This is a genomic window from Acidovorax sp. GW101-3H11, assembly GCF_001633105.1.
GTDB lineage: Bacteria > Pseudomonadota > Gammaproteobacteria > Burkholderiales > Burkholderiaceae_C > Acidovorax.
Genome location: NZ_LUKZ01000008.1, coordinates 97,741 through 120,001, shown reverse-complemented (window position 1 = coordinate 120,001; position 22,261 = coordinate 97,741). Strand labels below are relative to the sequence as shown.

Here is a 22,261-nt window from a genome sequence, read left to right as displayed (position 1 = left end):
TTGGAGGATCACAGCCCGTCCCACCCAGCAGCCTTCCCACACACCCCACCGTTCACGCTGAGCTTGTCGAAGCGCCACGCAAGGCTCAGGCAAGCTCAGCCCGAACGGTTCTCCATGATGGAACGCATATCCATTTCAGCCGTCACGATCCAGCCTTCGAGCGCGTCGAGCCCCGGAGGCAGGCCATAGAGCGCATCGCCTTCAGCATGGCGCTGCTGGGCCCAGGCGGCCTGCAGCAGGCACAGCACGGCGTCCAGGCTGTCGCCGCTGGCGTCCTGCACCAGCGCATCGCGCTGGGCGTGGCTGAGCTTGAGGCGCAGGCCCAGGCGGGTTTGGCCCAGCTCCAGCGCGTTAACCAGGTCTTTGCGGGCGATGAGGCGGTCGGGCGTCTGCTTGGCGCGGTCGTCGCTTTTGTAGCTGCGGCGCTGCAGCACCTCGCGCGCGAGCAAGCCGGGGTAGGCTTCCAGCGCCACGCGGCGGGGGTCGCCTGCGTGCAGGCCGGGCAGGTGCACGCCCGCGTCCAGCAGCAGCGGCAAGCCCGCATGCAGCATGGTGGCCACGGGCGGGTTCACCCATTTCATCGAGGGGCTGGAGCCTGCGGGCCCGTCGGTGGCGCGGTGGGCAAACTTGCCGCCCACGGGGCGGGCATCGCAGAACGCCGCAAATTGCGCGCGGATCTGCTCGCGGCTGAGGCTGCGGTAGCGCTGCATGCACGCCAGCCAGTCGGTGGGCCAGCCCAGCGCCTGCACCAGCTCACGCGGCAGGCCAAAAGGCAGGTCGAACCCGCCCACCCAGTCACCGGGCTGCGCCAGCCACTGGCCAAAAGCGGCCAAGGTGTCGAAGGGCTGCAGCGCGGTGAGCAACACGCGCGCGCCCTGGCGCTGGCCCAGCGCCAGCACGATAGGTTTGCGCCGCGTGGGGCTGCTGGAGAAGTCGCAGCCCAGTAGCTGGGGTTGTTGTGCGGCGGCTGTCATCCCAGCGCCAAGGCTGTGACGCCCGCCGCAATACACAGCGCGCCAAAAATGCGCGCCACGCGGTCGCCCTCGCCCAGCAGGTGCCCGCCGATCAGCGCGGCAAACAGCATGGACACCTCGCGCGCCGGGGCCACGTGCGACAGGGGCGCCTGCTGCATGGCATAGAGCACCAGCACATAGGCCACGGGGCTGACCACCGCCACGGCCAGGGCAAAACGCCACTGCGCCAGCCACAGCGTGCGGGCCGTGGACAGGTCGCGCAGCACCACGGGGGCCAGCAGGCCCACGCGCACAAAGTTGCCCATGTAGTCCACCAGGATGGGCGACATCAGCAAAAACTTGACCGCATAGCCATCGACCACCGTGTAGCTGGCTATGAAGGCGCCGGTGAGCAAGCCGTACAAAATGCCTTTGTGCACACGCGCCCGCGCAGCGGGGTCGTGCGCCGCGCGCAGCAGGCCCGGGCCACCCGCGATCAGAAACACGCCCCCGACCACGCCCACGATGCCCAAGGCGCCCAGCGCAGAGATCTGCTCGCCCAGCAGCGTGATGGCCACCAGCGACGACAGCAGCGGACCTGAGCCGCGCGCCAGGGGGTAGACCACGGTGAGGTCGGCCACGCGGTAGCCGCGCAGCAGGATGACGAAATAGGCCACATGCAGCAGCCCGCTGGCCGCTACAAAGCCCCACTCCACCGCACCCCACTGCGGCACCGCATCGCGCCCCAGGTACCAGCCCAGCGGCGCCCAGACGACCATCATGATCACCGAGGTGAAGAACGCAAACCGCGAGTCCCCCCCAGCCTTCTTGGCCACGATGTTCCAGCACGCGTGGATGAGGCCGGCAAGGATGATGAGGGCGAAAGCGGTAAGGGTCACGGGTAAAGAAGGAGCGGCTTGAATGCAAAAAGCCGCAGCGCCGTGGGAGCGACTGCGGCTGAGCGATGAGAACGTCTACAACATCAAAAAAGGGAAGTGCCGGGCGCACGTAGCGAGCGGCTTCTACAAACGTTCAGCGCATCCCCAAGACCGTTCGGGCTGAGCCCGTCGAAGCCTGGGCGCCCTTTGCGAGCGGCCCTTCGACAGGCTCAGGGCGAACGGGCTGGCCGCGCGGTCCCCAAGCCCACACCGCATCAAGCTCTCCCAATGATCGACGCGGTGGCCATCAGCTCTTCGAGCAGCGCATACGACACCTTGCCCGACACGGCATACGGGTCCAGTTCGGGCTTCTCGGAATACTTGAGCAGGATGGAATGGTTGATCTTGGAGAGGTTCACCTGCCCCATGGTCCAGCCGCCAAAGCGCCGCTCGGAAATTTCTTCGTAGTGCAGCAGCTCCACATTCTTGTGGCGCGGGTCTTTCTGGATATGGCCGTACAGGTCGCTCACGGCCGAGCGGCCGCCTTCGATGGCCTGCAAAAACACGCCGCCGCCGTAGCACAGCACCCCGGTGATGCCGCAGCCCGGGTTGTGCTGGCGCGACTGCGTCAGGATGGCTTCGATGGCGGCGGGAGAGGTGTCCACCGCGCGGCTGGCGTAAAGCAGGCGTACCAACATGGCTTAGTTCTTTCCGGGGATGAGGGACAAAAATTCGCGGCGCAGCGCGGAATCCTTGAGGAACACGCCACGCATCACGGAGTTGATCATCTTGCTGTCCATCTCGCGCACGCCGCGCCAGGACATGCAGAAGTGGCTGGCTTCCATCACGATGGCCAGGCCGTCGGGCTGGGTTTTTTCCATGATCAGGTCGGCCAGCTGCACCACGGCTTCTTCCTGGATCTGGGGGCGGCCCATGACCCAATCGACCAGGCGCGCGTATTTGGACAGGCCGATCACGTTGGTGTGCTCGTTGGGCATCACACCGATCCAGATCTTGCCGATGACGGGGCAGAAGTGGTGGCTGCAGGCGCTGCGCACGGTGATGGGGCCGACGATCATCAGCTCGTTCAGGTGCTCGGCGTTGGGAAACTCGGTGATGGGCGGCTGCACCACGTAACGGCCCTTGAACACCTCATTGATGTACATCTTGGCCACGCGGCGCGCGGTGTTGTTGGTGTTGTGGTCGCCCTCGGTGTTGATGACCAGGCTGTCGAGCACGCCCTGCATCTTGACCTCGACCTCGTCGAGCAGCTTTTCCAGCTCGCCGGGTTCGATGAACTCGGCAATGTTGTCGTTGGCGTGAAAACGCTTGCGGGCAGTGGCAAGGCGTTCGCGAATCTTCACGGAGACAGGCGTGCCTTCGTCATCCGGCGGGGTGGGCGTCATATCGGCGGCAGGTTGGCTGGACATGGCCGGAATCGTAACAGCGAACCACACTCTGCAGATTTCAAGGGTTTTAGGCCGTCTGCGCCTGCTGGGTGTGCCTTGATAGCTATATTTTTTATAGCAATATCGCAATACGGAGCAACGCGGGGCGCTGCGCGCCATCTGCGGCCTATCCAACGGGCGCGGCCAAGGCCAAGGCAGCCAAGCCAGGGCTGCTCAGGGGGTGTGCTCTCTATCAATACCGGTTGCCCGTCACCCACAGCGCCAGCCGCATCAGGCCAAAGGCGATCCGGTCAAGCACGCGCTGGCGCAGCGGGCGGCCTGCGTAGCGCGCCGGGTCCATGCGGCGGCCCGCGTGCTGCATGGCGTGCACCAGGCGCTGGCGCAGGTCGGTGGCAAAGGCGCCGTCTTCCACCACCACATTGGCCTCGCGCGCCAGCAGCAGGGAGAGGGGGTCGAGGTTGGACGAGCCCACCGTGGCCCAGGGCCGATCGCCCTGCGCGTCGATCACAGCCACCTTGGCGTGCAAAAAGCTGGGCGCGTATTCGTAGATCTCCACCCCCGCCGCCAGCAGCGCGCCATACACCGGCCGGGCCGCGTGGTACTGCATGAAGTATTCATAGCGCCCCTGCAGCAGCAGGCGCACGCGCACGCCCCGGCGCGCGGCCATCACCAGCGCGCGGCGCAGCTTGCCGCCGGGCATGAAGTAGGCGTTGGCAATGATGATCTCGTGCCGCGCGTTGCCAATGGCACGGCGATAGGCCTTTTCGATGCGGCTGCGGTTGCGCACGTTGTCGCGCAGCACCAGTGCGGCGCGCATGGGCGGGCCGGAGTCGGTGGCCGGGTCGGCCGCGTGCCGGGCCTTGCTGGCTGCACGCAGGGCCTGCAGCGCCTCGGGCAGGCGGCGCTGGCGCGCGTCGCGCACGGCCTGCATGCGCCACCAGAGCTGGTCCATGGTGTCGCTGGCCGCCTCCACCAGGCTGCCCGTGGCGCGCACGGCAAAGTCAAAACGGGGGGCATCGAGCGTGCCGTGGTTGGGGTCGTGAAAATCGTCCAGCACGTTGATGCCGCCGCAGAACAGCAGGCGGCCATCGACCACACACAGCTTGCGGTGCAGGCGCCGCCAGCGGTGGGGCAGCAGCAGGCCCAGGGGCCCCAGCGGCGAATACACGCTGTATTGCACGCCAGCGGCCTGCAGGCGCGCGGCCCAGGTCTCGGGCAGCGCGCCGGTGCCCACACCGTCCACCACCAGCTGGGTGCGCACGCCCCGCTGCGCCGCGCGCATCAGCGCCTCGGCCACGGCCGCGCCAGAGCCGGTGAAGTCGAAGATGTAGGTCTCGAACTGGATGTCCGACAGCGCAGCGTCCATGGCCTCGGTCAGGGCGGGGAACAGCTCCTCGGCGCCCTGCAACAGGTGCACGCGGTGGTCGTCCGAGAACTCTGTGCCACGGACCGGGGGCGGTTTTTTCTTCACGCGTTCACAGCCGGAATTCCGCAATCAGCGGCAGGTGGTCGGACATGCGCCACCAGATGCGGCCACGCGGCACATGCAGCGACAGGGGCGTGAGGCCCCGAGCGTACACATGGTCGAGCTGGGTCAGGGGCAGCCGCGCGGGGTAGGTGAAGGCGCGTGGTTCCTCGAACTCGTAGAGCGAAAACCCGGCCAGCATGCGCTTGAGCTGCTGCCCCCAGTCATTGAAATCGCCCGCCACCACCAGCGGCGCGCCGGGCGGCACCTCGCGGTCGATGAAACTTTGCAGGCGCTCGATCTGCCGCACCCGGCTGCCAGGGATGAGCCCCAGGTGCACCACGATCACATGCACATTGCGGCCATGGGCATCCACCTCGACATGCAGCAGGCCGCGCTGCTCGAAACGGTGGTCGGAGATGTCCTCGTGCTGGTGCCCGATCACGGGCCAGCGCGACAGCAGCGCATTGCCATGCTCGCCATGCTTGGTAAAGGCGTTGGTGCGGTACACCGCCTCGTAGCCCTCGGGCGCCAGGAACTCGGCCTGGGGCACATCGGGCCAGCGCTGAAAGTAGGCCGCCTCACGCCGGTGCAGCTTGCGCACCTCCTGCAGGCAGACGATGTCGGCATCGAGCTGTTCGACCGCCAGCCCCAGGTTGTGGATCTCCAGCCGCCGCGCGGGGCCGATGCCTTGCACACCCTTGTGGATGTTGTAGGTGGCTACCCGCAGGATGTCGTCGTGTTGCATGGTCCTAAAAACGGTAGTTGAACGCACTTGCCAGTGCCGTGATCGGCGCGCCAGGCAAGGCGCGAGGACGCAGCGGGCCCATGCCCGCAAGGAGGAGCAACGCCGCCTGGCGCGGCGAGCGCGGTGCTGGCGAGTGTGTAGCGTGCCCACTCCACAGGCGAACGTCAACGAAGCAGCGAAAGTCAGTATCCATCGGGATCTCTTGAAGATGGCAAGCGGTCAACTGCCGTTTCTAGGACTGTTGATTGTGTCGCAAGCCACGCGGGCAGCGGGTTTGCCCGACGCCCACGGGCTGCCATGGGCCAGTACACTGGGGCTGTCTCCTTCACACCACATACAGGCCAGTTCAGCCACATGGCCACTGAGAACCGACAACCCGTTCCCCCGCAGGTTCAGGCGCTGATTGTGGACAGCAATGCCACGTCACGCAGCATCCTGGTGGGGCAATTGCGCGAGTACGGCGTGACCCGCATCGTGCAGTGCTCGCGTGTGCAGGACGCACGCAGCCGACTGGAGCACACGGTGTTTGACTACGTGCTGTGCGACCAGTTTTTTGGCGATGCCAACTACTCGGGCCAGACCCTGCTGGACGACCTGCGGCGCGCGCAACTGCTACCGTTTTCCACCGTGTTTTTCATGGTCACGGCCGAGGCCTCGTATGCCGCCGTGGCCGAGGCTGCCGAATCGGCGCTGGATGGCTACCTGCTCAAGCCCTTCACACCCAGCGCGCTGTTCGAGCGCCTGAGTCTGGCGCGCCTGCGCAAGGTGCACCTCAAGCCCATCTTCGACGCCATCGAGGCCGAGGACTTCGAGCAGGCCGCCGCGCTGTGCGTAGAGCGCTTTGAGGCGCGCAAGCCTTACTGGTTGTATGCCGCGCGCATTGGCTCAGAGCTGCTGCTGCGCCTGGGCCGGCACGACGAGGCGCGCACGCTGTTCGAGGCCGTGATCGCTGCACGCGCCCTGCCCTGGGCCAAGCTCGGGGTGGCGCGCGCGCAGATCGAGTCGGGCCAGGCGGCGCGCGCCATCACCACCTTGCAGGAGCTGATCGGCGAAGATGCCTCGTTTGCCGATGCCTACGACGTGCTCGGCCGCGCGCAGGTGGAGCTGGGGAATTTTGCGCAGGCCATCGAGACCTACCGCACGGCCAGCACGCTCACGCCCGACTCGGTGGTGCGGCTGCAGAAGCTGGGGATGATGTCGTACTACATGGGCGACCGCGAGACGGCCACCAAGGTGCTGGCCCGGGCCGTGGTGCTGGGGATCGACTCCAAGCTGTTCGACTACCAGTCGCTGGTGCTGCTGACCTTTGCCTACTATGCCGAGAACGACCGCAAGGGCATCGAGCGCTGCATGGCCGACTTTGCGCGCATCCTGGAGCGCCACGCCGACAGCCCACGCATCCGCCGCTTTGCCGACGTGGCGCGGGCGCTGCAGCTGATCCAGCAGCGGCAGTTTTCACAGGCGGTGGAATCGGTGCGCGCCATGGCACGCGAAATCACGACCGCCAGTTTTGACTTTGAGGCAGCCTGCAACCTGGGCAGCCTGCTAGCGGTGCTGGCCGTCACGTCCATCGAATTGTCTGAGGGTGAGAGCTGGGTGCGCGCCCTGGGCATGCGCTACGCCAACACGCGCGGGCTGACCGAACTGATGGCCAACGCCTGCAGCCTGCACGAACCCTATGGCGTGCTGGTGCGCGACTGCCTGCAGCAGGTCAACAAGGCCGCCGAAGTCGCCATGGCCCAGAGCCTGTCGGGCGACCCCGCAGGCGCCGTGCAGAACCTGTTGCAGCAGGCCACCCCCACCCTCAACTCCAAGTTGCTGGACCTGTCGCAGCAGGTGCTGCTGCGGCACGGCGCGCGCATTGCATCGCCCGAGCCGCTGCAGGAGGCCATTGATGCGCTGCGCCAGCGCATTGGCAATGCCCCCGCACGCGCCATCTTGGGCCAGGACAGCGAGCGGCGGCCCGGAGGTGTGGTGATCCGCTCACGCAACGCCGTGGAGGGCAGCAGCCCTGTGGCCCCCGCCGCCAGCGAAGCAGACATGAACCCGCCCGATGCCGCCGCACCCGAAAGTGCGGCCGACAAGCTCCAGCTGCGGCCCTGAAAAAAGCCTGGCGCCGTGTGTGGTGCGCGCGCCGCTCACACAAAGCGGAAGGCGATGTTGCCCAGCGGCCCGTAGTCCGCATGGAAGGTGTCGCCCGCCGCAGCCGACACCGGCCGGGTGAACGAGCCGCCCAGCACCACCTCACCCGCCGCCAGCCCTTCGCCATAGGGTGCCAGCTTGTTGGCCAGCCAGGCCACGCCCGTGGCCGGGTGGTTGAGCACGGCCGCTGCCAGGCCCGACTCCTCGATCACGCCGTTCTTGTACAGCAGTGCGCCGCACCAGCGCAGGTCCACCGCATCGGGCCGCACGGGGCGCCCGCCGGTGACGATGCCAGCATTGGCTGCGTTGTCCGAGATGGTGTCGAACACCTTGCGCATCCCGCCCGTGTGGCGGTCGTGCTGCTCGATGCGCGCATCGATGATCTCGATGGCGGGCACCACGTACTCGGTGGCGGCCAGCACATCGAAGATGTTCACCGGCGGACGCCCCGGCTCGCCGCGCAGCGGCTTGTGGAGCACGAAGGCCAGCTCCACCTCCACGCGCGGCAGGATGAAGCGCTGCATGGGGATGTCACAGCCCTCGGCAAAGAACATGTCGTCCAGCAGGGTACCGAAATCGGGCTCGGTGATCTGGCTGGCCACCTGCATGGCGCGCGAGGTCAGGCCGATCTTGTGGCCGCGCACCGTGCGGCCCTCGGCGATCTTCATCGCCACCCAGGCGCGCGAGATGGCATAGCCGTCCTGCACCGTCATGCCGGGGTGGCGCTTGGAGAAATGCTCCACCTGCACGCGGGTCTTCTCTGCCTGGTGCAGTTCGCTGGCCAGTTGCTGGATCAGTGCGTCGTCAAGCATCGGTGCGTCCTCAGGATTCCGCGGTGAAACCGATGGCCTTGACGATCGGCCCCCACTTGTCGCCATCGGCCTTGAGCAGCGCCGCCAGCTCGGCCGGTGTGGACGAGCGCGCCTCCAGCCCCATGGCGGCCAACCCGGCAACCACGTCCTTGTCGGCCAGCGCCGTGCGGATGGCGGCATTGGCCTTTTGCACCACCTCGGCAGGCGCCTTGCCCGGCAGAAAAAACCCGAACCACTCGCCGTAGACCATGTCCTGCAAACCCTGTTCGACCAGGGTGCTGACGCCCGGCACAAACTTGTTGCGTGTGGCGCCCGAGGTGGCGAGCACCCGCAGCTTGCCGCCTTGCAGGTGCGGCAAAAATTCGCCCACCGGCGCAGAGACTGCCGCGATCTGCCCGCCCAGCAGGTCCAGGATGGCGGGCTGCGAGCCACGAAAGCCCACATGGCGCATGTCCACCTTGCCCGCGCGGCTGATGAGTTCGCCCACAAAGTGCGGCACCGAACCCGGCGCGGGCGAGCCGAAGTTGGCGCCGGTGGGGTTGGACTTGCACCACTCCAGGAACTCGGGCACGGTCTTGACCGACACGGGCACCTGCGGGCCCACGGCAAAACCCATGTCGAACACCACGCCCAACGAGACGGGCGTCACGTCGGCCACGGGGTCATAGGGCAGCTTCTTGTAGGTGTGGGGGTAGATGCCCAGCATGGACATGGGCGTGGCCAGCAGCGTGGCGCCGTCGGCCGGAGCGGCCTTGAGCGTGGTGATGGCGATCTGCCCACCCGCGCCGGTCTTGTTCTCCACCACGGCCGATTTGGCGTAGCCGCCCGCGATCTGGGTCGCCACGCGGCGCGCCAGCGTGTCCACGGTGCCACCGGCGGCAAATCCGGCGAGGATCTTCACGGCATCGATGGCCTGGGCCTGGGCCAGAAAGGGCATGCTGCCCGCTGCACTGGCCAGGGCCCATTGCAGAGCGCCACGGCGCGACAGGGATGTGGAAAGAAGGGTCATGGTTTGTCTCCTGTGTGTGGTGGTGGGTTACTTCTTGGCGGCCTGCCGGTAGTTGGCCTTGAGGTGCTCGGGCACGCGTTCGTCGAAGCCGCAGGCCACGCGCCGCACCTCGGGGCTGTCGGTAGGCTGGTGGCCCACACCCAGGGCCGAGGCGCGCGGCGCGGCGATGGCGACCACCGTGCCGGCCAGGCGGCCCAGGCCGGTGATCTCGCACTCCACCCGGTCGCCCGGGTCCACCGAGCGCGAGTGGCAGGGCGTGCCCATCAGGATCACGTCGCCCGGCACCAGGGTGATGTGGCGCGCGATGTCGGCCACCACGTAGTGCGGGCCCCAGATGGTCTCGTCGCCGATGTGCGCCTCCTGCACCACCAGGCCATTGCGGTAGGTGCGCAGGGTCTGCGCGAACAGGTTCACGCCGCGCACGATGCCCGGCCCGATGGGCAGCAACGTGTCCGCCCCCTTCACGCGCAGCATGCTGCCCTGGTCGGTATCGCGGTAGTTCTGCAGGCCCATGTCGAGCGCGGGGCAAAAGCCCTCGATGTAGTCCCAGGCCTCGTCGGGCAGCACGTTGCGGCAGGTTTTGCCGATGACCACGGCGTACTCGCCCTCGTAGTTCAGGTACTGGCTGTCGGCGGGCTTGTGGATCTCGCAGCCATGGCCGTTGACCGAGGTCGGCGGCTTGGTGAAGTAGGTGGGCGTCTCGGTGGGCCTCTGCTGGTTGCGCGTCTCGAAGCTGCGCGAGCTGTACGAGATGTGCACGGCGATGATCTTGCTGGGCGCAACGGGCGGCAGGTGCTGCACCGTGGCCGGGTCGAGCACGCGGCCATCGTCCAGGCGCAATTGGCCCTGCTGCGCCCCTTCTTCCACGATGGTGCCCCAGCAGGCGCTGCCGCCCGCCAGCACACGGCGGCGCTCGACGCGCGGGCCGCGCATCACGGCGGGCAGCTCGGTGATCGGAAATTCGAAGTTCATGCCGCCACCTTTGCCGTTGCTTCGCACGCTTCACCATCGAACCACATGTGCACATTGCCCGTGCCACGCGCGTTCTCGTAGGCCGACAGGGCCACGCCCTTCGCTCGGCAGTCCGCGCCACCCATGGCGCCCAGCATCTGCAGGTAGTGCGCGCCGAAGGCCTCCCAGGGCATCTTGCGGTACTCGTCCTGCCAACGGTCCAGCACCATGTCGTGCCGGCCCTGCTCCATGAGCGCGATGGCGCCCTTGTCGCTCACGATGTTTTCGGGGCGCGAGACATTGCTCTCGTGGAAGATGCGCGGGTGCTTGGGCTTCCAGTCGATGGGGTTGAACTTGTGACTGAGAGCGCCCGAGGCGAGCAGCAGCACGCGCAGGCCGCTGCGCCGCACGGCCTCGGCAATCGCCTCGCCCGATTTCAGGAAGTGGCGCCAGTCGCAGTTCTGGCACGAGCTCACGGTGACCACGGGCGTGTCGCTGCGCTCCAGGCGCAGCTGCTTGACCAGGTTGATGGTGGCGTAGTGCTTGCCCAAGTCGGGGTGGTTGATGACGCGGTTGTAGCCCTTCTGTTCGCGCGACACGGCCTCGATGGCCAGTGCCAGATCGGGATGGCCCCGGTAGTCATAGGGCACGCCGTGCAGGTACCAGGGCATCTCGTCGGAAATGTAGGTGCCCCGGTAGCGCACGGCGCCGTCCACCAGGTGGTAGCCGGTGGTGAACCAGTGCGAGTCGAAAATGATGGCCACGTCGGGCCGGGTCTCGGCAATCTTCTCGCGCAGGCGCGCGTAACCGGGGATGAGGTCCGAGTCGGCCCCTGCGCCCTGCAGCACGCGGAATTCCTCGCACTGCATCAGGCCAGGGTGGTGCGAGACGATGGCGGCGCCAACAATGCTTCCCATGGTGTGTTTCCTTTGAGTATGGTTAGCGGTGGCTGAAGCTGGCGCGGAAGGGCTTTTTCGGAACAACGACATCCTTGACGTCGCAGAAGAACTCGAAGCTCCAGTCCCCACCCTCGCGGCCCACGCCGCTGCGCTTGATGCCGCCAAACGGCGCGGCCAGGTCGCGGATGCCGAAGCTGTTGACCCAGATGAAGCCCGTGCGCACCTGCTGCGCCACGGCGCTGGCGTGCTCCGTGGCGCCGTAGCACACGCCGCCCAGGCCGTAGTCCGTGCCGTTGGCCAGGGCAATGGCCTCCTCGTCGCTGTCGAAGGTTTGCAGCGTGAGCACGGGGCCGAAGACCTCGTTCTGCACGATCTCGCTGTCCTGGCGCACATCGGTGAGCAGGGTGGGCTGGTAATACTGCGCTCCGAAGGGGTGCTGCGCACCGCCCCAGAGCAGCGTAGCGCCATCGGCCACGGCACGCTGCACGAAGCCGTGTACACGCTCGACCTGGCGCGGGTGGATGATGGGGCCGACCTCGGTGGCCCCGTCGCGCGGGTCGCCCACGGTGAGCTTCTCGACATAGCCACGCAGCGCCGCCACGAAGGCATCATGCACCTTGCGGTGCACGAGGAAACGCGTGCCCGCCAGGCACACCTGGCCGGCGTTGCGGTACATCAGCGCGCCGGTGGCGGCGGCGTTGTCGATGTCGGCGTCTTCCAGCACGATGAAGGCCGACTTGCCGCCCAGCTCCAGGCTGCAGGGCACGAGGTTGGCGCCGGCCGACTGGGCGATCCACTTGGCCGTGGGCACGGATCCGGTGAACGAGATGCGCGCCAGGCGCGGGTCGCTGACCAGGCGCGCACCGGTGCTGACGCCCGCGCCTTGCACGATGTTGAACACCCCGGGCGGCAGGCCGGCCGCGTGCGCGCAGTCGGCCAGCAGGCTGCTGGTGAGCGGCGCCCACTCCGGCGGCTTGACGATGACGCAGTTGCCTGCGGCCAGGGCCGGGCCCAGCTTCCAGGTGGCGAGCATCAGCGGCGCGTTCCAGGGCGTGATGATGGCGACCACGCCGGCCGGGTCGTGGCGCACGAGGTGGGTGGCCTGCTCGGTCTCGATGGGACGGTCCTGCAAGCTGAGGGCATGCTCCGCGAACCAGGTGATGTTGAGCATGGCGCGCGGCACCACGCCGTGCTTCATGCGCGAGAGCAGCACGCCCGCATCGTTGGATTCGAGTGTGCAGAAGGCCTCGGCGCGCTTTCCGATCTCTGCGGCAAAGCGGTCCAGGTAGGGCTTGCGCTCGGCGGCCGTAAGCGCGCTCCAGGCCGGAAAGGCGCGCGCCGCTGCGCTGACGGCCGCATCCACATGGGCGGGCGAGCCTTCGCTGATGCGGCCCAGCAGCGCCTGGTCGATGGGCGAGTGCAGGTCGAAGCGCATGTCGGACGCCACGCGCTGGCCGTCGATGTAGTGGTGGGGCGATACGGCGATGCCGGCGACGTTCAGGGTGTCGGTGCTCAAGGGAATTCTCCGGTCAGACAACAAACGGGGCCAGGCAACCTTGCCCAACCGTCGCGGAGTATCTGCAGCCCCTTGCTTGACCACAATCAATGCTTTCTTATGGATTGTGAAGATGATCTAATGAATGGCACCACCGCGATCTGCACCCATGTCCCTGCCCCATTTCACGCTGCGCCAGCTCGAAGCCTTCGTCACCGTGGCCGAGATGCGCAGCTTCACGGCCGCTGCCGACCGGCTGGCGCTCACGCCCTCGGCGGTGAGCCAGCTGGTGGGCGAGCTGGAGGATGTGCTGGACTTCAAGCTGTTCGAGCGCAGCACGCGCCGGGTGGGCATCACCAGCGCGGGGCGCGAGTTCCTGGCGTCGGCCGAATCGGTGCTCAAGCACCTGCGCATGGCACAGACGGCCGCGAGCGATGTGCGCAACCGCGCGGCCGGGGTGGTGCGCATAGCGGCACCCCTGGTAGTGGCCAGCGTGATCCTGCCCCGGGCCATCAAGGCCTACCAGCAGACGCGACCCAAGGTGCACATCCACATCCGCGATGCGCCGGTGGAAAAACTGGTGGACGCCGTGGCCAGCGGCGACGCCGACCTGGCACTCGGGCCGGACCGCGCCTGCGGGGCAGACATCGCACGCACGCCCTTGTTTCAGAGCCCCTGGGTGCTGTGGTGCGCCCCCACCCACCCGCTGGCGCGCCAGCGCAGCGTGACCTGGGCCCAGCTGCACGCCCACCCCCTGGTGGCCGCCGGGCGCGACCACGAACGCAGCGTGGCCCAGATGCACACCGGCCTGCCCAGCGAGCAGCGCGTGACACCGGTGGAGATCGTGGACAACATATCCACCGCGCTGGGCCTGGCGGCCGCCGATGTGACGGCCACGCTGGCCCCCGACTATGTGGGCGCCCTGGCCAAGCCACTGGGCCTGGTGCGGCGGCGCATTCTGGCGCCAGAGGCCATGCGCTACGTGTGTCTTTACAGCCCCACCCAGCGCGCCACCTCACCCGCCGCCGAGGGGTTCGCCGAGCATTTGGTCAAGGTATTGGCGAAGCCGCAGTGAGGCATGGCCTTATCGGCCTGCCAGCCGCCGTCGCGCTTCAGACAAAACGCGGCAACAAGAGGCACGCCTCGGCATTGGAGGCAGAGAAACAGCGGTCGGCGGCCTCGCGCCAGGGCAGCCACTCAAACGCCACATGCTCGCGCGGGCTCAGCACCACCGCCGTACCGGCGGGCACGCACAGGCCAAACACCCGCTCGCGGTTGAACACCACGCCGGGCGCATAGCGGTGGCGCCACTGCGGCCAGATGTCGTAGATGTTCTCCAGGCACCAATCTGTCAGCACCATGCCTGCACCATGGGAATCGATACCAGTTTCCTCCAACACCTCGCGCGCAGCGGTGGCCTCCCAGGCTTCATCCCAATGGTCTTTGCTGCCGGTGACCGACTGCCAGTGGTTGGCACCGTCGGCCCGGTGCAGCAACAGCACGTCGAGCGCCGGGGTGTGGATCACCACCAGCACGGACTCGGGGATCTTGAAGGGCCGCTGTTGTTCCATCGCCGCCTGGGGAAATCAGGGCTTGGCTTTCGTGGCCACCGGGGGCGGCAGCTCCTTGGCCTGCAGCGCACGTACCTGCACCACCAACTGGTTGTGCGCGTCCAGGAAGGCGGCGGCGATCACCTTGCCTTCGTTGGTATTGCTCCAGCCCGCACCCGCCGCGCCGCCCAGCTTGCCAAACACCAGGCCGCCCACCCCCAGGTCGGTGGTGCGGGCAGCGCCGGTGGCAGCCGCCACCTGCTCGGTTGTTTCGTTGTCGGACAGCAGCAGCGCCGTCTGTGCCTCCTTGAACTTGACCTGCTCCACCAGCCCGGCCAGACCGGCGATGTCGCGCAGCACCGGGACCATGGCGATCACGCCGGCCAGGCCCCGCCCGGCATCCTGCTCACTGAAGGTGAGGCTGGGCGTGAGCGTGTACTGCGCCTCATACCCTTTGCCCTTGGCCACCGTGGAGTTGCTTTTGCGCAGGATGCCGGAGTCCTTGAGATCCTGCTCCTGGATGGTGCCGCGCAGGCCCGCCGCGCGGTCCACCACGCGGAAACACCCACTTTGCTGGGCCAGCAGCTTGACGAGGGGTACGGGCGAGGACGGCAGCTGGTAGCCCGAGCCCATGGTGTAGCCGTTCGGGTTCTCGGCCAGCGCCAGCGTGGCCACCGGGGCGTCGCATCGCACCAGTTCCTTGGCTGCGTTCTGCGCTCCCTGGGGCCCTGCCGAGCCGGTGACGACGGAGCCGCCCTGCCCCAGTTCGGTTTTCTTTTCGCCACAGCCCGCCAGGGCCAGCAGCACCAGAGCGGCGGCGACCGCCCGCAACGTATGGGAACACATGGAGAACTTCCTTCGTGCGCCAGCCAGGGCCGGCCAATAAAAAAGCGGCGCGGGCGCAAGGCCCGTGCCGCTTAGTGGTGCGATGCCCCAGGAGCGCATCTGCAAAGACCGGGATATCCGGAAAACGCCCCGGATCAGGCCGCCTTGATGGCGTCCGGGTTGCGCAGGCGGATGTGCAGCTCGCGCAGCTGCTTTTCGTCCACGGGCGAAGGCGCCTGGGTCAGCAGGTCCTGCGCGCGCTGGGTCTTGGGGAAGGCGATCACATCACGGATCGACTCGGCGCCGGTCATCAGTGTGATCAGGCGGTCCAGACCGAAGGCCAGGCCACCGTGCGGGGGCGCGCCGTACTGAAGGGCGTCCAGCAGGTAGCCGAACTTGGCCTGTGCGTCTTCCGGCGTGATCTTGAGCGCATCGAACACCTTCTTTTGCACATCGGCGCGGTGGATACGCACCGAGCCACCACCCAGCTCCCAGCCGTTGAGCACCATGTCGTAGGCCTTGGCGATGCACTTGCCAGGGTCCGTGTCCATCAGGTCTTCGTGGCCATCCTTCGGCGACGTGAAGGGGTGGTGCACTGCGGCCCAGCGGTCGTTTTCTTCGTCATGCTCGAACATGGGGAAGTCCACCACCCACAGGGGCGCCCATTTGGCTTCGAACAGGCCGTTCTTCTTGCCGAATTCGCTGTGGCCGACCTTCAGGCGCAGCGCGCCGATGGAGTCGTTGACGATCTTTTCCTTGTCGGCGCCAAAGAACAGCAGGTCACCATCCTGGGCGCCAGTGCGCTTGAGGATCTCTGCGATGGCCGCGTCGTGCAGGTTCTTCACGATGGGCGACTGCAGGCCTTCGCGGCCCTGGGCCACTTCATTGACCTTGATCCAGGCCAGGCCCTTGGCGCCGTAGATCTTGACGAACTCGGTGTAGGCATCGATCTCGCCGCGCGAGATCTGCGAGCCACCGGGCACGCGCAGGGCCACCACGCGGCCACCTTTGGTGGTGGCGGGGGCCGAGAACACCTTGAAGTCCACGTCCTTCATCACCTCGGTCAGTTCGGTGAATTCGAGCTTCACGCGCAAGTCGGGCTTGTCGGAGCCGAAGCGGAAGGCCGCTTCCTGGTACGTCATGATGGGGAATTCGCCCAGGTCCACACCCAGCTGCTGCTGGAACACCTCGGTGATCATGCGCTGGAAGATGGCACGGATCTCTTCCTCGTTCAGGAACGAGGTTTCGCAGTCGATCTGCGTGAATTCGGGCTGGCGGTCGGCGCGCAGGTCCTCGTCGCGGAAGCACTTGGTGATCTGGTAGTAGCGGTCGTAGCCCGCCACCATCAGCATCTGCTTGTAGAGCTGGGGCGACTGGGGCAGCGCGAAGAACTGGCCGTCGTGCACGCGGCTGGGCACCAGGTAGTCGCGCGCGCCTTCTGGCGTGCTCTTGCCCAGCATGGGCGTTTCGATGTCGATGAAGCCTTCCTTGTCCAGGAAGTTGCGCACCTGGATGGCGGTCTTGTAGCGCAGCATCATGTTGCGCTGCATGTGCGGGCGGCGCAGGTCCATCACGCGGTGCGTGAGGCGGGTGGTTTCCGACAGGTTCTCGTCGTCCATCTGGAACGGAGGCGTGACGGAGGGGTTCAGCACCTTCAGCTCGTGGCACAGCACTTCGATCTGGCCGCTCTTGAGCTTGTCGTTGGTGGTGCCGTCCGGACGGGGGCGCACCAGGCCCACGACCTGCACGCAGAACTCGTTGCGCACGTCTTCGGCGGTCTTGAACATCTCGGCACGGTCGGGGTCGCACACCACCTGCACGTAGCCTTCGCGGTCGCGCAGGTCGATGAAGATCACGCCACCATGGTCGCGGCGGCGGTTCACCCAGCCCGACAGGGTGACGGTTTGGCCCATCAGGGCTTCGGTCACAAGACCGCAATAGTGGGAACGCATGGCCATGGCAAAAACTTCCGGCGCCCGGGGGGCGCGTTAAAAGGGATTCACTTACTGGGGGAAACGAGCGTGGGGTCTGCAGGAGCGACCACGCCCATCGAAACAATGTATTTGAGGGCGGCGTCCACGCTCATCTCCAGCTCGACGCAGTCGCTCTTGCGCACCATCACGAAGTACCCCCCCGTGGGGTTGGGTGTCGTGGGCACATACACACTCACGAATTCGTCACGCAGGTAGGCGGCCACTTCGCCGTTGGGGGCACCGGTGACAAAGGCCACCGTCCAGACGCCCTCGCGGGGCCACTGCACCAGGACCGCCGTGCGAAAAGCGTTGCCGCTTTCGGAGAACAGCGTGTCGGACACCTGCTTGACGCTGGAATAGATGGAGCGCACCACCGGGATGCGGTGCACCAAGGCATCGCCCCACTGCACCAGCTTGCGGCCTGCAAAGTTGCTGGCGACGGCACCCACCACCAGCAGGATCAGCAAGGTGAGCACCACACCAAAGCCGGGCACGTGAACACCCAGCAGCTTGTCGGGATGCCATGCAACGGGCAGGATCTGCAGGGTCTGGTCGAGCGTGCTCACAATCCAGTTGAGCACCCATGCCGTGATGACACCGGGAACGATGACCAGAAGACCCGTCAACAGCCATTTGCGCAGGGCAGCCATGCAGGTCCTCAGCTCGAAGAAACAGAGGTAGAACTGCTGCTGGCGCCTGATGTGCTTGGGCTGGCAGCTTCTGTTTTAGGAGCATTGCCTGTGCTGGCAGGGGCTACCGCCTCGGAGGTGCCCCCCGACTTGGCCTCTGTGGCGGGCGCAGAGTTGCCCCCGTTGCCACCCCGGAAATCGGTCACATACCAGCCCGAGCCCTTGAGCTGGAAGCCTGCCGCCGTGACCTGCTTGGAGAAGGTCTCGGCACCGCAGGCGGGGCACACCGTGAGGGGCGCGTCAGAGATTTTTTGCAGCACATCCTTGGCATGGCCGCAGGAGCCGCATTTGTAGGCGTAAATAGGCATGTCAGTGTGTGGAGGGAAAGTGCAAAACCCTCAATTATAGGCGGCATGCCCACCCCTCAACCCCCATGCCCTGGGCACGGGGGCGGGGCATTCAGCGGGCGCTGCCTTCGTAGTGGGTGACGTGGCCCTTGTGGTCCTCGATCCACTGTGGCGCCAGAGAGCCCCCCACCATCCCCACCAGCGCGGCCAGCACACCGGCCAGTTGCTGCGGGAACGCCTCCGACAGCATGGGGCTGGCCACAAACAGCAGCCACACCCCCAGGCCCATCGCCACTGCGAGCAGCGCCCCCTGGGTCGTCGCACGCTTCCAGTACAGGCCAAAAACCAGCGGCACAAAGGCGCCCACCAAAGGCACTTGGTAGGCACCAGACACCAGCTCATAGATCGAGGTGCCCTGCATGGTGATGGCATAGGTCAGCACACAGGCCGTGAACACCAGCACCGAGATCCGCATGGCCTTGAGGGTCTGCTGGTCGGTCATGCCAGGGCGCAGGTTGTGCAGGATGTTCTCGACAAACGTCGTCGAGGGCGCCAGCAGGGTGGCGGACGCCGTAGACATGATGGCCGACAGCAATGCGCCAAAAAAGGCCACCTGCAGCATGATGGGCATGCGCTCCATCACCAGGGTAGGCAGCACCTTCTGCGGATCTTCATTGAGCAGCGTCTGCGCTGTCTCGGGCATCACCAGCACGGCGGCCGTCACCACAAACATGGGGATGAACGCAAACAGCAGGTACAGCACGCCGCCAATCACGGGGCCTTTGCGCGCAGTTTCGGCGCTGTTGGAGGACATCACGCGCTGGAACACGTCCTGCTGCGGTATGGAGCCCAGCATCATGGTGATGGCGGCGGCGATGAAGAAGGTCCACTCCTTGAGCCCCCCACTCGGGAAGAACTGGAACTTGCCCTCGCGCGCGGCGTACTCCACCACCTTGCCCGCACCACCGGCCAGGTCGGCAGCAAACCAGGCAATGGCCAGCAGCCCCACGCCAATCACGATCATCTGCACGAAATCCGTCATGGCCACAGACCACATGCCGCCATACAGCGTGTAGACCAGCACCACCAACGTGCCGATGACCATGCCCAGAGTGACCGACACGGCCCCCTGCGTGAGCAGGTTGAAAACCAGGCCCAGGGCCGTGATCTGCGCTGCCACCCAGCCCAGGTAGCTGAACATGATGATGGCCGAGCAGGCCACCTCGATCACCCGCCCGTAGCGCTGGCGGTAGTAGTCGCCCAGCGTGATCAGGTTCTTCTGGTAGAGCTTGTAGGCAAAAAAGAAACCCACCAGCACCAGGCACATGGATGCACCAAAGGGGTCCTCGACCACCGCCCCCAGGTTTCCACTGACAAAGCGGGCCGAGACCCCCAGCACGGTTTCCGATCCAAACCAGGTCGCAAAGGTGGTGGCGATCACCACGGCCAGGGGCAGGCTGCGCCCCGCCACCGCATAGTCGGCCGTGTTGTGCACGCGGGTCGCGGCATACAGGCCCACACCAATCGAAATCAGCAGATACAGAACGATGAAAGACAACAGCATGGTGCCGCTCCGAAGCTCCAAGGGGGTTGCGAAATAAACAGGACGCGCAGCGGGCACATCGTGCGGCCGCGCGGCTGCACCTGGAAGACCGAGGGGTTCTGGCCCCTTCTCTAAATTCGTAACAAAAGTTGCTGCGGATTATGAAGGCAACTTTTGTGCCGTAGAGCCTGTTTACGATCTCCCAGGGGTCGCGCAGCGGTCTTTGCGGGATGGGATTGCAAGGCGCGGTGCGCGGCCAATAGCCCGGCTATTGGCAAGCGCCGCAACGCCGCAGACCACCCGCAAAGACCACTGCCCGAAGGGTTGGAGCGAAATCGGGCGATTGAGCGCCCCGGCTGCTTGCATGGGCATGAGCCCATGCAGCGCATCCGAAGCGTCCACTCATCCCGATTGCGCTCCAACGCGATCCCCTGCGAGATCGTAAATAGGCTCTTAGAACACCCGTATCCGCATGAAAAGCTGCATGGCCAGCAGGCCGAGCACAAATCCAACACCGCCGTAAATGAGGGATTGCAGCAGCCGGTTGGTGCGCTTTTGCGCATCCAGCAGTTCGCGCAGCACCTGCTGCTGGTCCGCCGGGCGCTGCCGCAGTGCGTCATAGACCAGGCGCGGCAGCTCGGGGATCAGCTTGGCGTAGTGCGGCGCCTCGGCGCGCAGCTCGCGCCACAGGCGCTGCGGGCCCATCTGCTCCAGCATCCATTTTTCGAGGAAGGGCTTGGCGGTGCTCCACAGGTCCAGGTCCGGGTCCAGCTCGCGGCCCAGGCCCTCGATGTTGAGCAGGGTTTTTTGCAGCAGCACCAGCTGGGGCTGGATCTCGACATGAAAGCGGCGTGACGTCTGGAACAGGCGCATCAGCACCATGCCCAGGGAGATTTCCTTGAGGGGGCGGTCGAAGTACGGCTCGCACACCGCGCGGATGGCCGATTCGAGGTCATTCACGCGGGTCTCGGGCGGCACCCAGCCGCTTTCGATGTGCAGCTCGGCCACGCGCTTGTAGTCGCGGCGGAAGAAGGCCACAAAGTTCTGCGCCAGGTACTCCTTGTCCACTTCCGTGAGCGTGCCCACGATGCCAAAGTCCAGCGAGATGTAGCGCCCAAAGGTGGCGGGGTCCAGGCTCACCTGGATGTTGCCGGGGTGCATGTCGGCATGGAAGAAGCCGTCGCGGAACACCTGGGTGAAAAAGATGGTGACACCGTCGCGCGCCAGCTTGGGGATGTCCACGCCCGCTTCGCGCAGGCGGTCGATCTGGCTGATGGGCACGCCGTTCATGCGCTGCATCACCATCACCTCGGCGTGGCAGAAGTCCCAGAAGATCTCAGGGATCAGCACCAGGTCCAGCCCCTGCATGTTGCGGCGCAGCTGCGCGGCATTGGCGGCCTCGCGCACCAGGTCCAGCTCGTCGTGCAGGTAGTTGTCGAACTCGGCCACCACCTCGCGGGGCTTGAGGCGCTTGCCGTCGGCCGACAGGTTTTCCACCCAGCCCGCCATCATGCGCATCAGGCTCAGGTCCTTCTCGATCACGGGCAGCATGCCAGGGCGCAGCACCTTCACCGCCACCTCGCGCTCCACCCCCTGGCGGTCGCGCAGCGTGGCAAAGTGCACCTGGGCAATCGACGCACTGGCCACCGGCGTGCGGTCGAACGAAGTGAACACCTCGTCCACCGGCCTGCGGAAGGCGCGCTCGATGGTGGCCATGGCCACATCGGGGTCAAACGGCGGGACGCGGTCCTGCAGGCGGGCCAGCTCGTCGGCAATGTCCGCGGGCAGCAGGTCGCGCCGGGTGGACAGCACCTGGCCAAACTTCACGAAGATGGGCCCCAGGCGCTCCAGCGCCTCGCGCAGGCGCTGGCCACGCGGGGCGTCCAGATTGCGCCCGACCGACAGGATGCGCGAAATCATCCGCAGCCAGGGCTTGTTGAAGCTGTCGAGCACCAGGCCATCCAGGCCGTACCGGAACACCACCCAGAGGATGGCCACCCCCCGCAAAAACCGCTTCATGCGCCAGCCTGTGGCGATGGGGAGGCGGCCGGGGCCAGCGGAGCGGATGGGGCCGATGCTGCAGCGCCCCCGGCGGCCATGCGTGCGCCCACAAACTGGCGCAGGGCTTGCGCGCCACGGCTGGCCACCTGGGCCACGGTGTGGGCCGGTGCGTCACCGATCACGTGGGCCAGGTCTTCCTCGACATCCCAGCGCACATGGTCCACCAGCCAGTTGATCTCGGCGGCCAGCTGCACATCGCCTTCGATGCGAATGGCGGGCTTGTCGCCCCGCAATGCGCCCTGGGCCAGGGTGAAGGGGGAGGTTTCGGTGACGTGCAGCTGCAGATCGGGCACTGCCGTCTCGGGCGCCAGGTTGAACAGGCCCGCAGGCGTGATGACCAGCGCCAGCGAATACACCCGCCACTGCACGCGGGCGACACGGCCTTTTTGCCGCACCAGGCGGTCCATGGCTTCCTGCTCCTGCATCAGCACATGGTTGAGGAACAGCACCAGACGCTGCTGCACCTCATGCACAAGCCATTGCGGGGGTTGCGGACCGGCGGCCACGCGCTCGAAAAGGCCGTCCAGAAAAGAGAAAGGGGACTGTGGTGTTGCCATAGTCCCCGATTATTC

General features: G+C 66.5%; 22 protein-coding genes. 3 read left to right on the top strand and 19 right to left on the bottom strand.

The features are described from left to right. Positions 1-95: 95 nt before the first annotated feature. Both A1D30_RS06020 and A1D30_RS06015 read right to left on the bottom strand, forming a co-directional pair. Positions 96-974 (bottom strand): DUF429 domain-containing protein, encoded by an 879-nt coding sequence (locus A1D30_RS06020; protein WP_063459886.1) that lies wholly within the window; start codon positions 972-974, stop codon positions 96-98. Next, on the bottom strand, positions 971-1,852 hold the full coding sequence (locus tag A1D30_RS06015; RefSeq protein WP_063459885.1) for a DMT family transporter: 882 nt from the start codon (positions 1,850-1,852) through the stop codon (positions 971-973). Before A1D30_RS06015 ends, A1D30_RS06020 begins: the two co-directional genes overlap by 4 nt. A 22-nt stretch (positions 1,853-1,874) precedes the next feature. Between A1D30_RS06015 and A1D30_RS25795 the strand changes: the two genes are divergently transcribed. Continuing rightward, entirely contained in the window at positions 1,875-2,015 is a 141-nt protein-coding gene (locus A1D30_RS25795; RefSeq protein ID WP_157891317.1) for a hypothetical protein, read from the top strand. Between the two features lie 91 nt (positions 2,016-2,106). Here A1D30_RS25795 and A1D30_RS06010 read toward each other — a convergent pair whose 3' ends face one another. The 4 genes from A1D30_RS06010 to A1D30_RS05995 form a co-directional block, all read right to left on the bottom strand. Beyond that, complete coding sequence (locus A1D30_RS06010; protein ID WP_063459884.1) at positions 2,107-2,529, bottom strand: BLUF domain-containing protein; 423 nt, start codon at positions 2,527-2,529, stop codon at positions 2,107-2,109. A gap of 3 nt (positions 2,530-2,532) precedes the next feature. Beyond that, a complete protein-coding gene (gene folE, locus A1D30_RS06005; RefSeq protein ID WP_063459883.1) occupies positions 2,533-3,261 on the bottom strand; it encodes a GTP cyclohydrolase I in 729 nt (242 codons plus the stop codon). 211 nt (positions 3,262-3,472) lie between these two features. Then, positions 3,473-4,711 (bottom strand): cardiolipin synthase ClsB, encoded by a 1,239-nt coding sequence (gene clsB / locus A1D30_RS06000; RefSeq protein ID WP_063459882.1) that lies wholly within the window; start codon positions 4,709-4,711, stop codon positions 3,473-3,475. Positions 4,712-4,715: 4 nt separating this feature from the next. After that, positions 4,716-5,453 (bottom strand): endonuclease/exonuclease/phosphatase family protein, encoded by a 738-nt coding sequence (locus A1D30_RS05995; RefSeq protein WP_063459881.1) that lies wholly within the window; start codon positions 5,451-5,453, stop codon positions 4,716-4,718. Positions 5,454-5,807: 354 nt separating this feature from the next. On the opposite strand from A1D30_RS05995, the gene A1D30_RS05990 reads away from it, so the two are divergent. Continuing rightward, complete coding sequence (locus A1D30_RS05990) at positions 5,808-7,556, top strand: response regulator (RefSeq protein WP_063459880.1); 1,749 nt, start codon at positions 5,808-5,810, stop codon at positions 7,554-7,556. A gap of 35 nt (positions 7,557-7,591) precedes the next feature. Here A1D30_RS05990 and hpaH read toward each other — a convergent pair whose 3' ends face one another. The 5 genes from hpaH to A1D30_RS05965 are packed head-to-tail and all read right to left on the bottom strand — an operon-like array spanning position 7,592 to position 12,782. Further along, on the bottom strand, positions 7,592-8,407 hold the full coding sequence (gene hpaH / locus A1D30_RS05985) for a 2-oxo-hept-4-ene-1,7-dioate hydratase (RefSeq protein WP_063459879.1): 816 nt from the start codon (positions 8,405-8,407) through the stop codon (positions 7,592-7,594). Positions 8,408-8,417: 10 nt separating this feature from the next. Beyond that, positions 8,418-9,416 carry a Bug family tripartite tricarboxylate transporter substrate binding protein gene (locus A1D30_RS05980; RefSeq protein WP_063459878.1) on the bottom strand — a complete coding sequence of 333 codons (999 nt, stop codon included), beginning with the start codon at positions 9,414-9,416 and terminating at the stop codon, positions 8,418-8,420. A 27-nt stretch (positions 9,417-9,443) separates the two neighbouring features. Further along, positions 9,444-10,388 carry a fumarylacetoacetate hydrolase family protein gene (locus tag A1D30_RS05975; protein ID WP_063459877.1) on the bottom strand — a complete coding sequence of 315 codons (945 nt, stop codon included), beginning with the start codon at positions 10,386-10,388 and terminating at the stop codon, positions 9,444-9,446. After that, positions 10,385-11,284 (bottom strand): extradiol ring-cleavage dioxygenase, encoded by a 900-nt coding sequence (locus A1D30_RS05970; RefSeq protein WP_063459876.1) that lies wholly within the window; start codon positions 11,282-11,284, stop codon positions 10,385-10,387. The genes A1D30_RS05975 and A1D30_RS05970 overlap by 4 nt, the downstream gene beginning before the upstream one ends. Before the next feature lie 22 nt (positions 11,285-11,306). Next, positions 11,307-12,782, bottom strand: coding sequence for an aldehyde dehydrogenase family protein (locus tag A1D30_RS05965; RefSeq protein ID WP_063459875.1), 1,476 nt, complete (start codon positions 12,780-12,782; stop codon positions 11,307-11,309). Between the two features lie 148 nt (positions 12,783-12,930). On the opposite strand from A1D30_RS05965, the gene A1D30_RS05960 reads away from it, so the two are divergent. Then, entirely contained in the window at positions 12,931-13,836 is a 906-nt protein-coding gene (locus A1D30_RS05960; RefSeq protein ID WP_063459905.1) for a LysR family transcriptional regulator, read from the top strand. Positions 13,837-13,873: 37 nt separating this feature from the next. On the opposite strand, the gene nudB is transcribed toward A1D30_RS05960, so the two are convergent. From nudB to A1D30_RS05920, 8 genes are all read right to left on the bottom strand, one after another. Continuing rightward, positions 13,874-14,332 (bottom strand): dihydroneopterin triphosphate diphosphatase, encoded by a 459-nt coding sequence (gene nudB / locus A1D30_RS05955; RefSeq protein ID WP_063459874.1) that lies wholly within the window; start codon positions 14,330-14,332, stop codon positions 13,874-13,876. Positions 14,333-14,347: 15 nt separating this feature from the next. Next, the gene (locus tag A1D30_RS05950) at positions 14,348-15,157 is read right to left on the bottom strand and encodes a CsgG/HfaB family protein (protein WP_063459873.1); all 810 of its coding nucleotides are present in this window, start codon (positions 15,155-15,157) and stop codon (positions 14,348-14,350) included. Positions 15,158-15,291: 134 nt separating this feature from the next. Beyond that, a complete protein-coding gene (gene aspS / locus A1D30_RS05945) occupies positions 15,292-17,094 on the bottom strand; it encodes an aspartate--tRNA ligase (RefSeq protein WP_063459872.1) in 1,803 nt (600 codons plus the stop codon). A 41-nt stretch (positions 17,095-17,135) separates the two neighbouring features. Beyond that, a complete protein-coding gene (locus A1D30_RS05940; RefSeq protein WP_063459871.1) occupies positions 17,136-17,759 on the bottom strand; it encodes a DUF502 domain-containing protein in 624 nt (207 codons plus the stop codon). Between the two features lie 8 nt (positions 17,760-17,767). Beyond that, a complete protein-coding gene (locus A1D30_RS05935; protein WP_063459870.1) occupies positions 17,768-18,106 on the bottom strand; it encodes an FmdB family zinc ribbon protein in 339 nt (112 codons plus the stop codon). A gap of 91 nt (positions 18,107-18,197) precedes the next feature. Beyond that, on the bottom strand, positions 18,198-19,649 hold the full coding sequence (locus tag A1D30_RS05930; protein WP_063459869.1) for a sodium:solute symporter family protein: 1,452 nt from the start codon (positions 19,647-19,649) through the stop codon (positions 18,198-18,200). A 432-nt stretch (positions 19,650-20,081) separates the two neighbouring features. Further along, positions 20,082-21,647, bottom strand: coding sequence for a ubiquinone biosynthesis regulatory protein kinase UbiB (gene ubiB, locus A1D30_RS05925; RefSeq protein ID WP_063459868.1), 1,566 nt, complete (start codon positions 21,645-21,647; stop codon positions 20,082-20,084). Further along, positions 21,644-22,246, bottom strand: a complete 603-nt coding sequence (locus A1D30_RS05920) for a hypothetical protein (RefSeq protein ID WP_063459867.1) — start codon at positions 22,244-22,246, stop codon at positions 21,644-21,646. The genes ubiB and A1D30_RS05920 overlap by 4 nt, the downstream gene beginning before the upstream one ends. Positions 22,247-22,261: the final 15 nt, after the last annotated feature.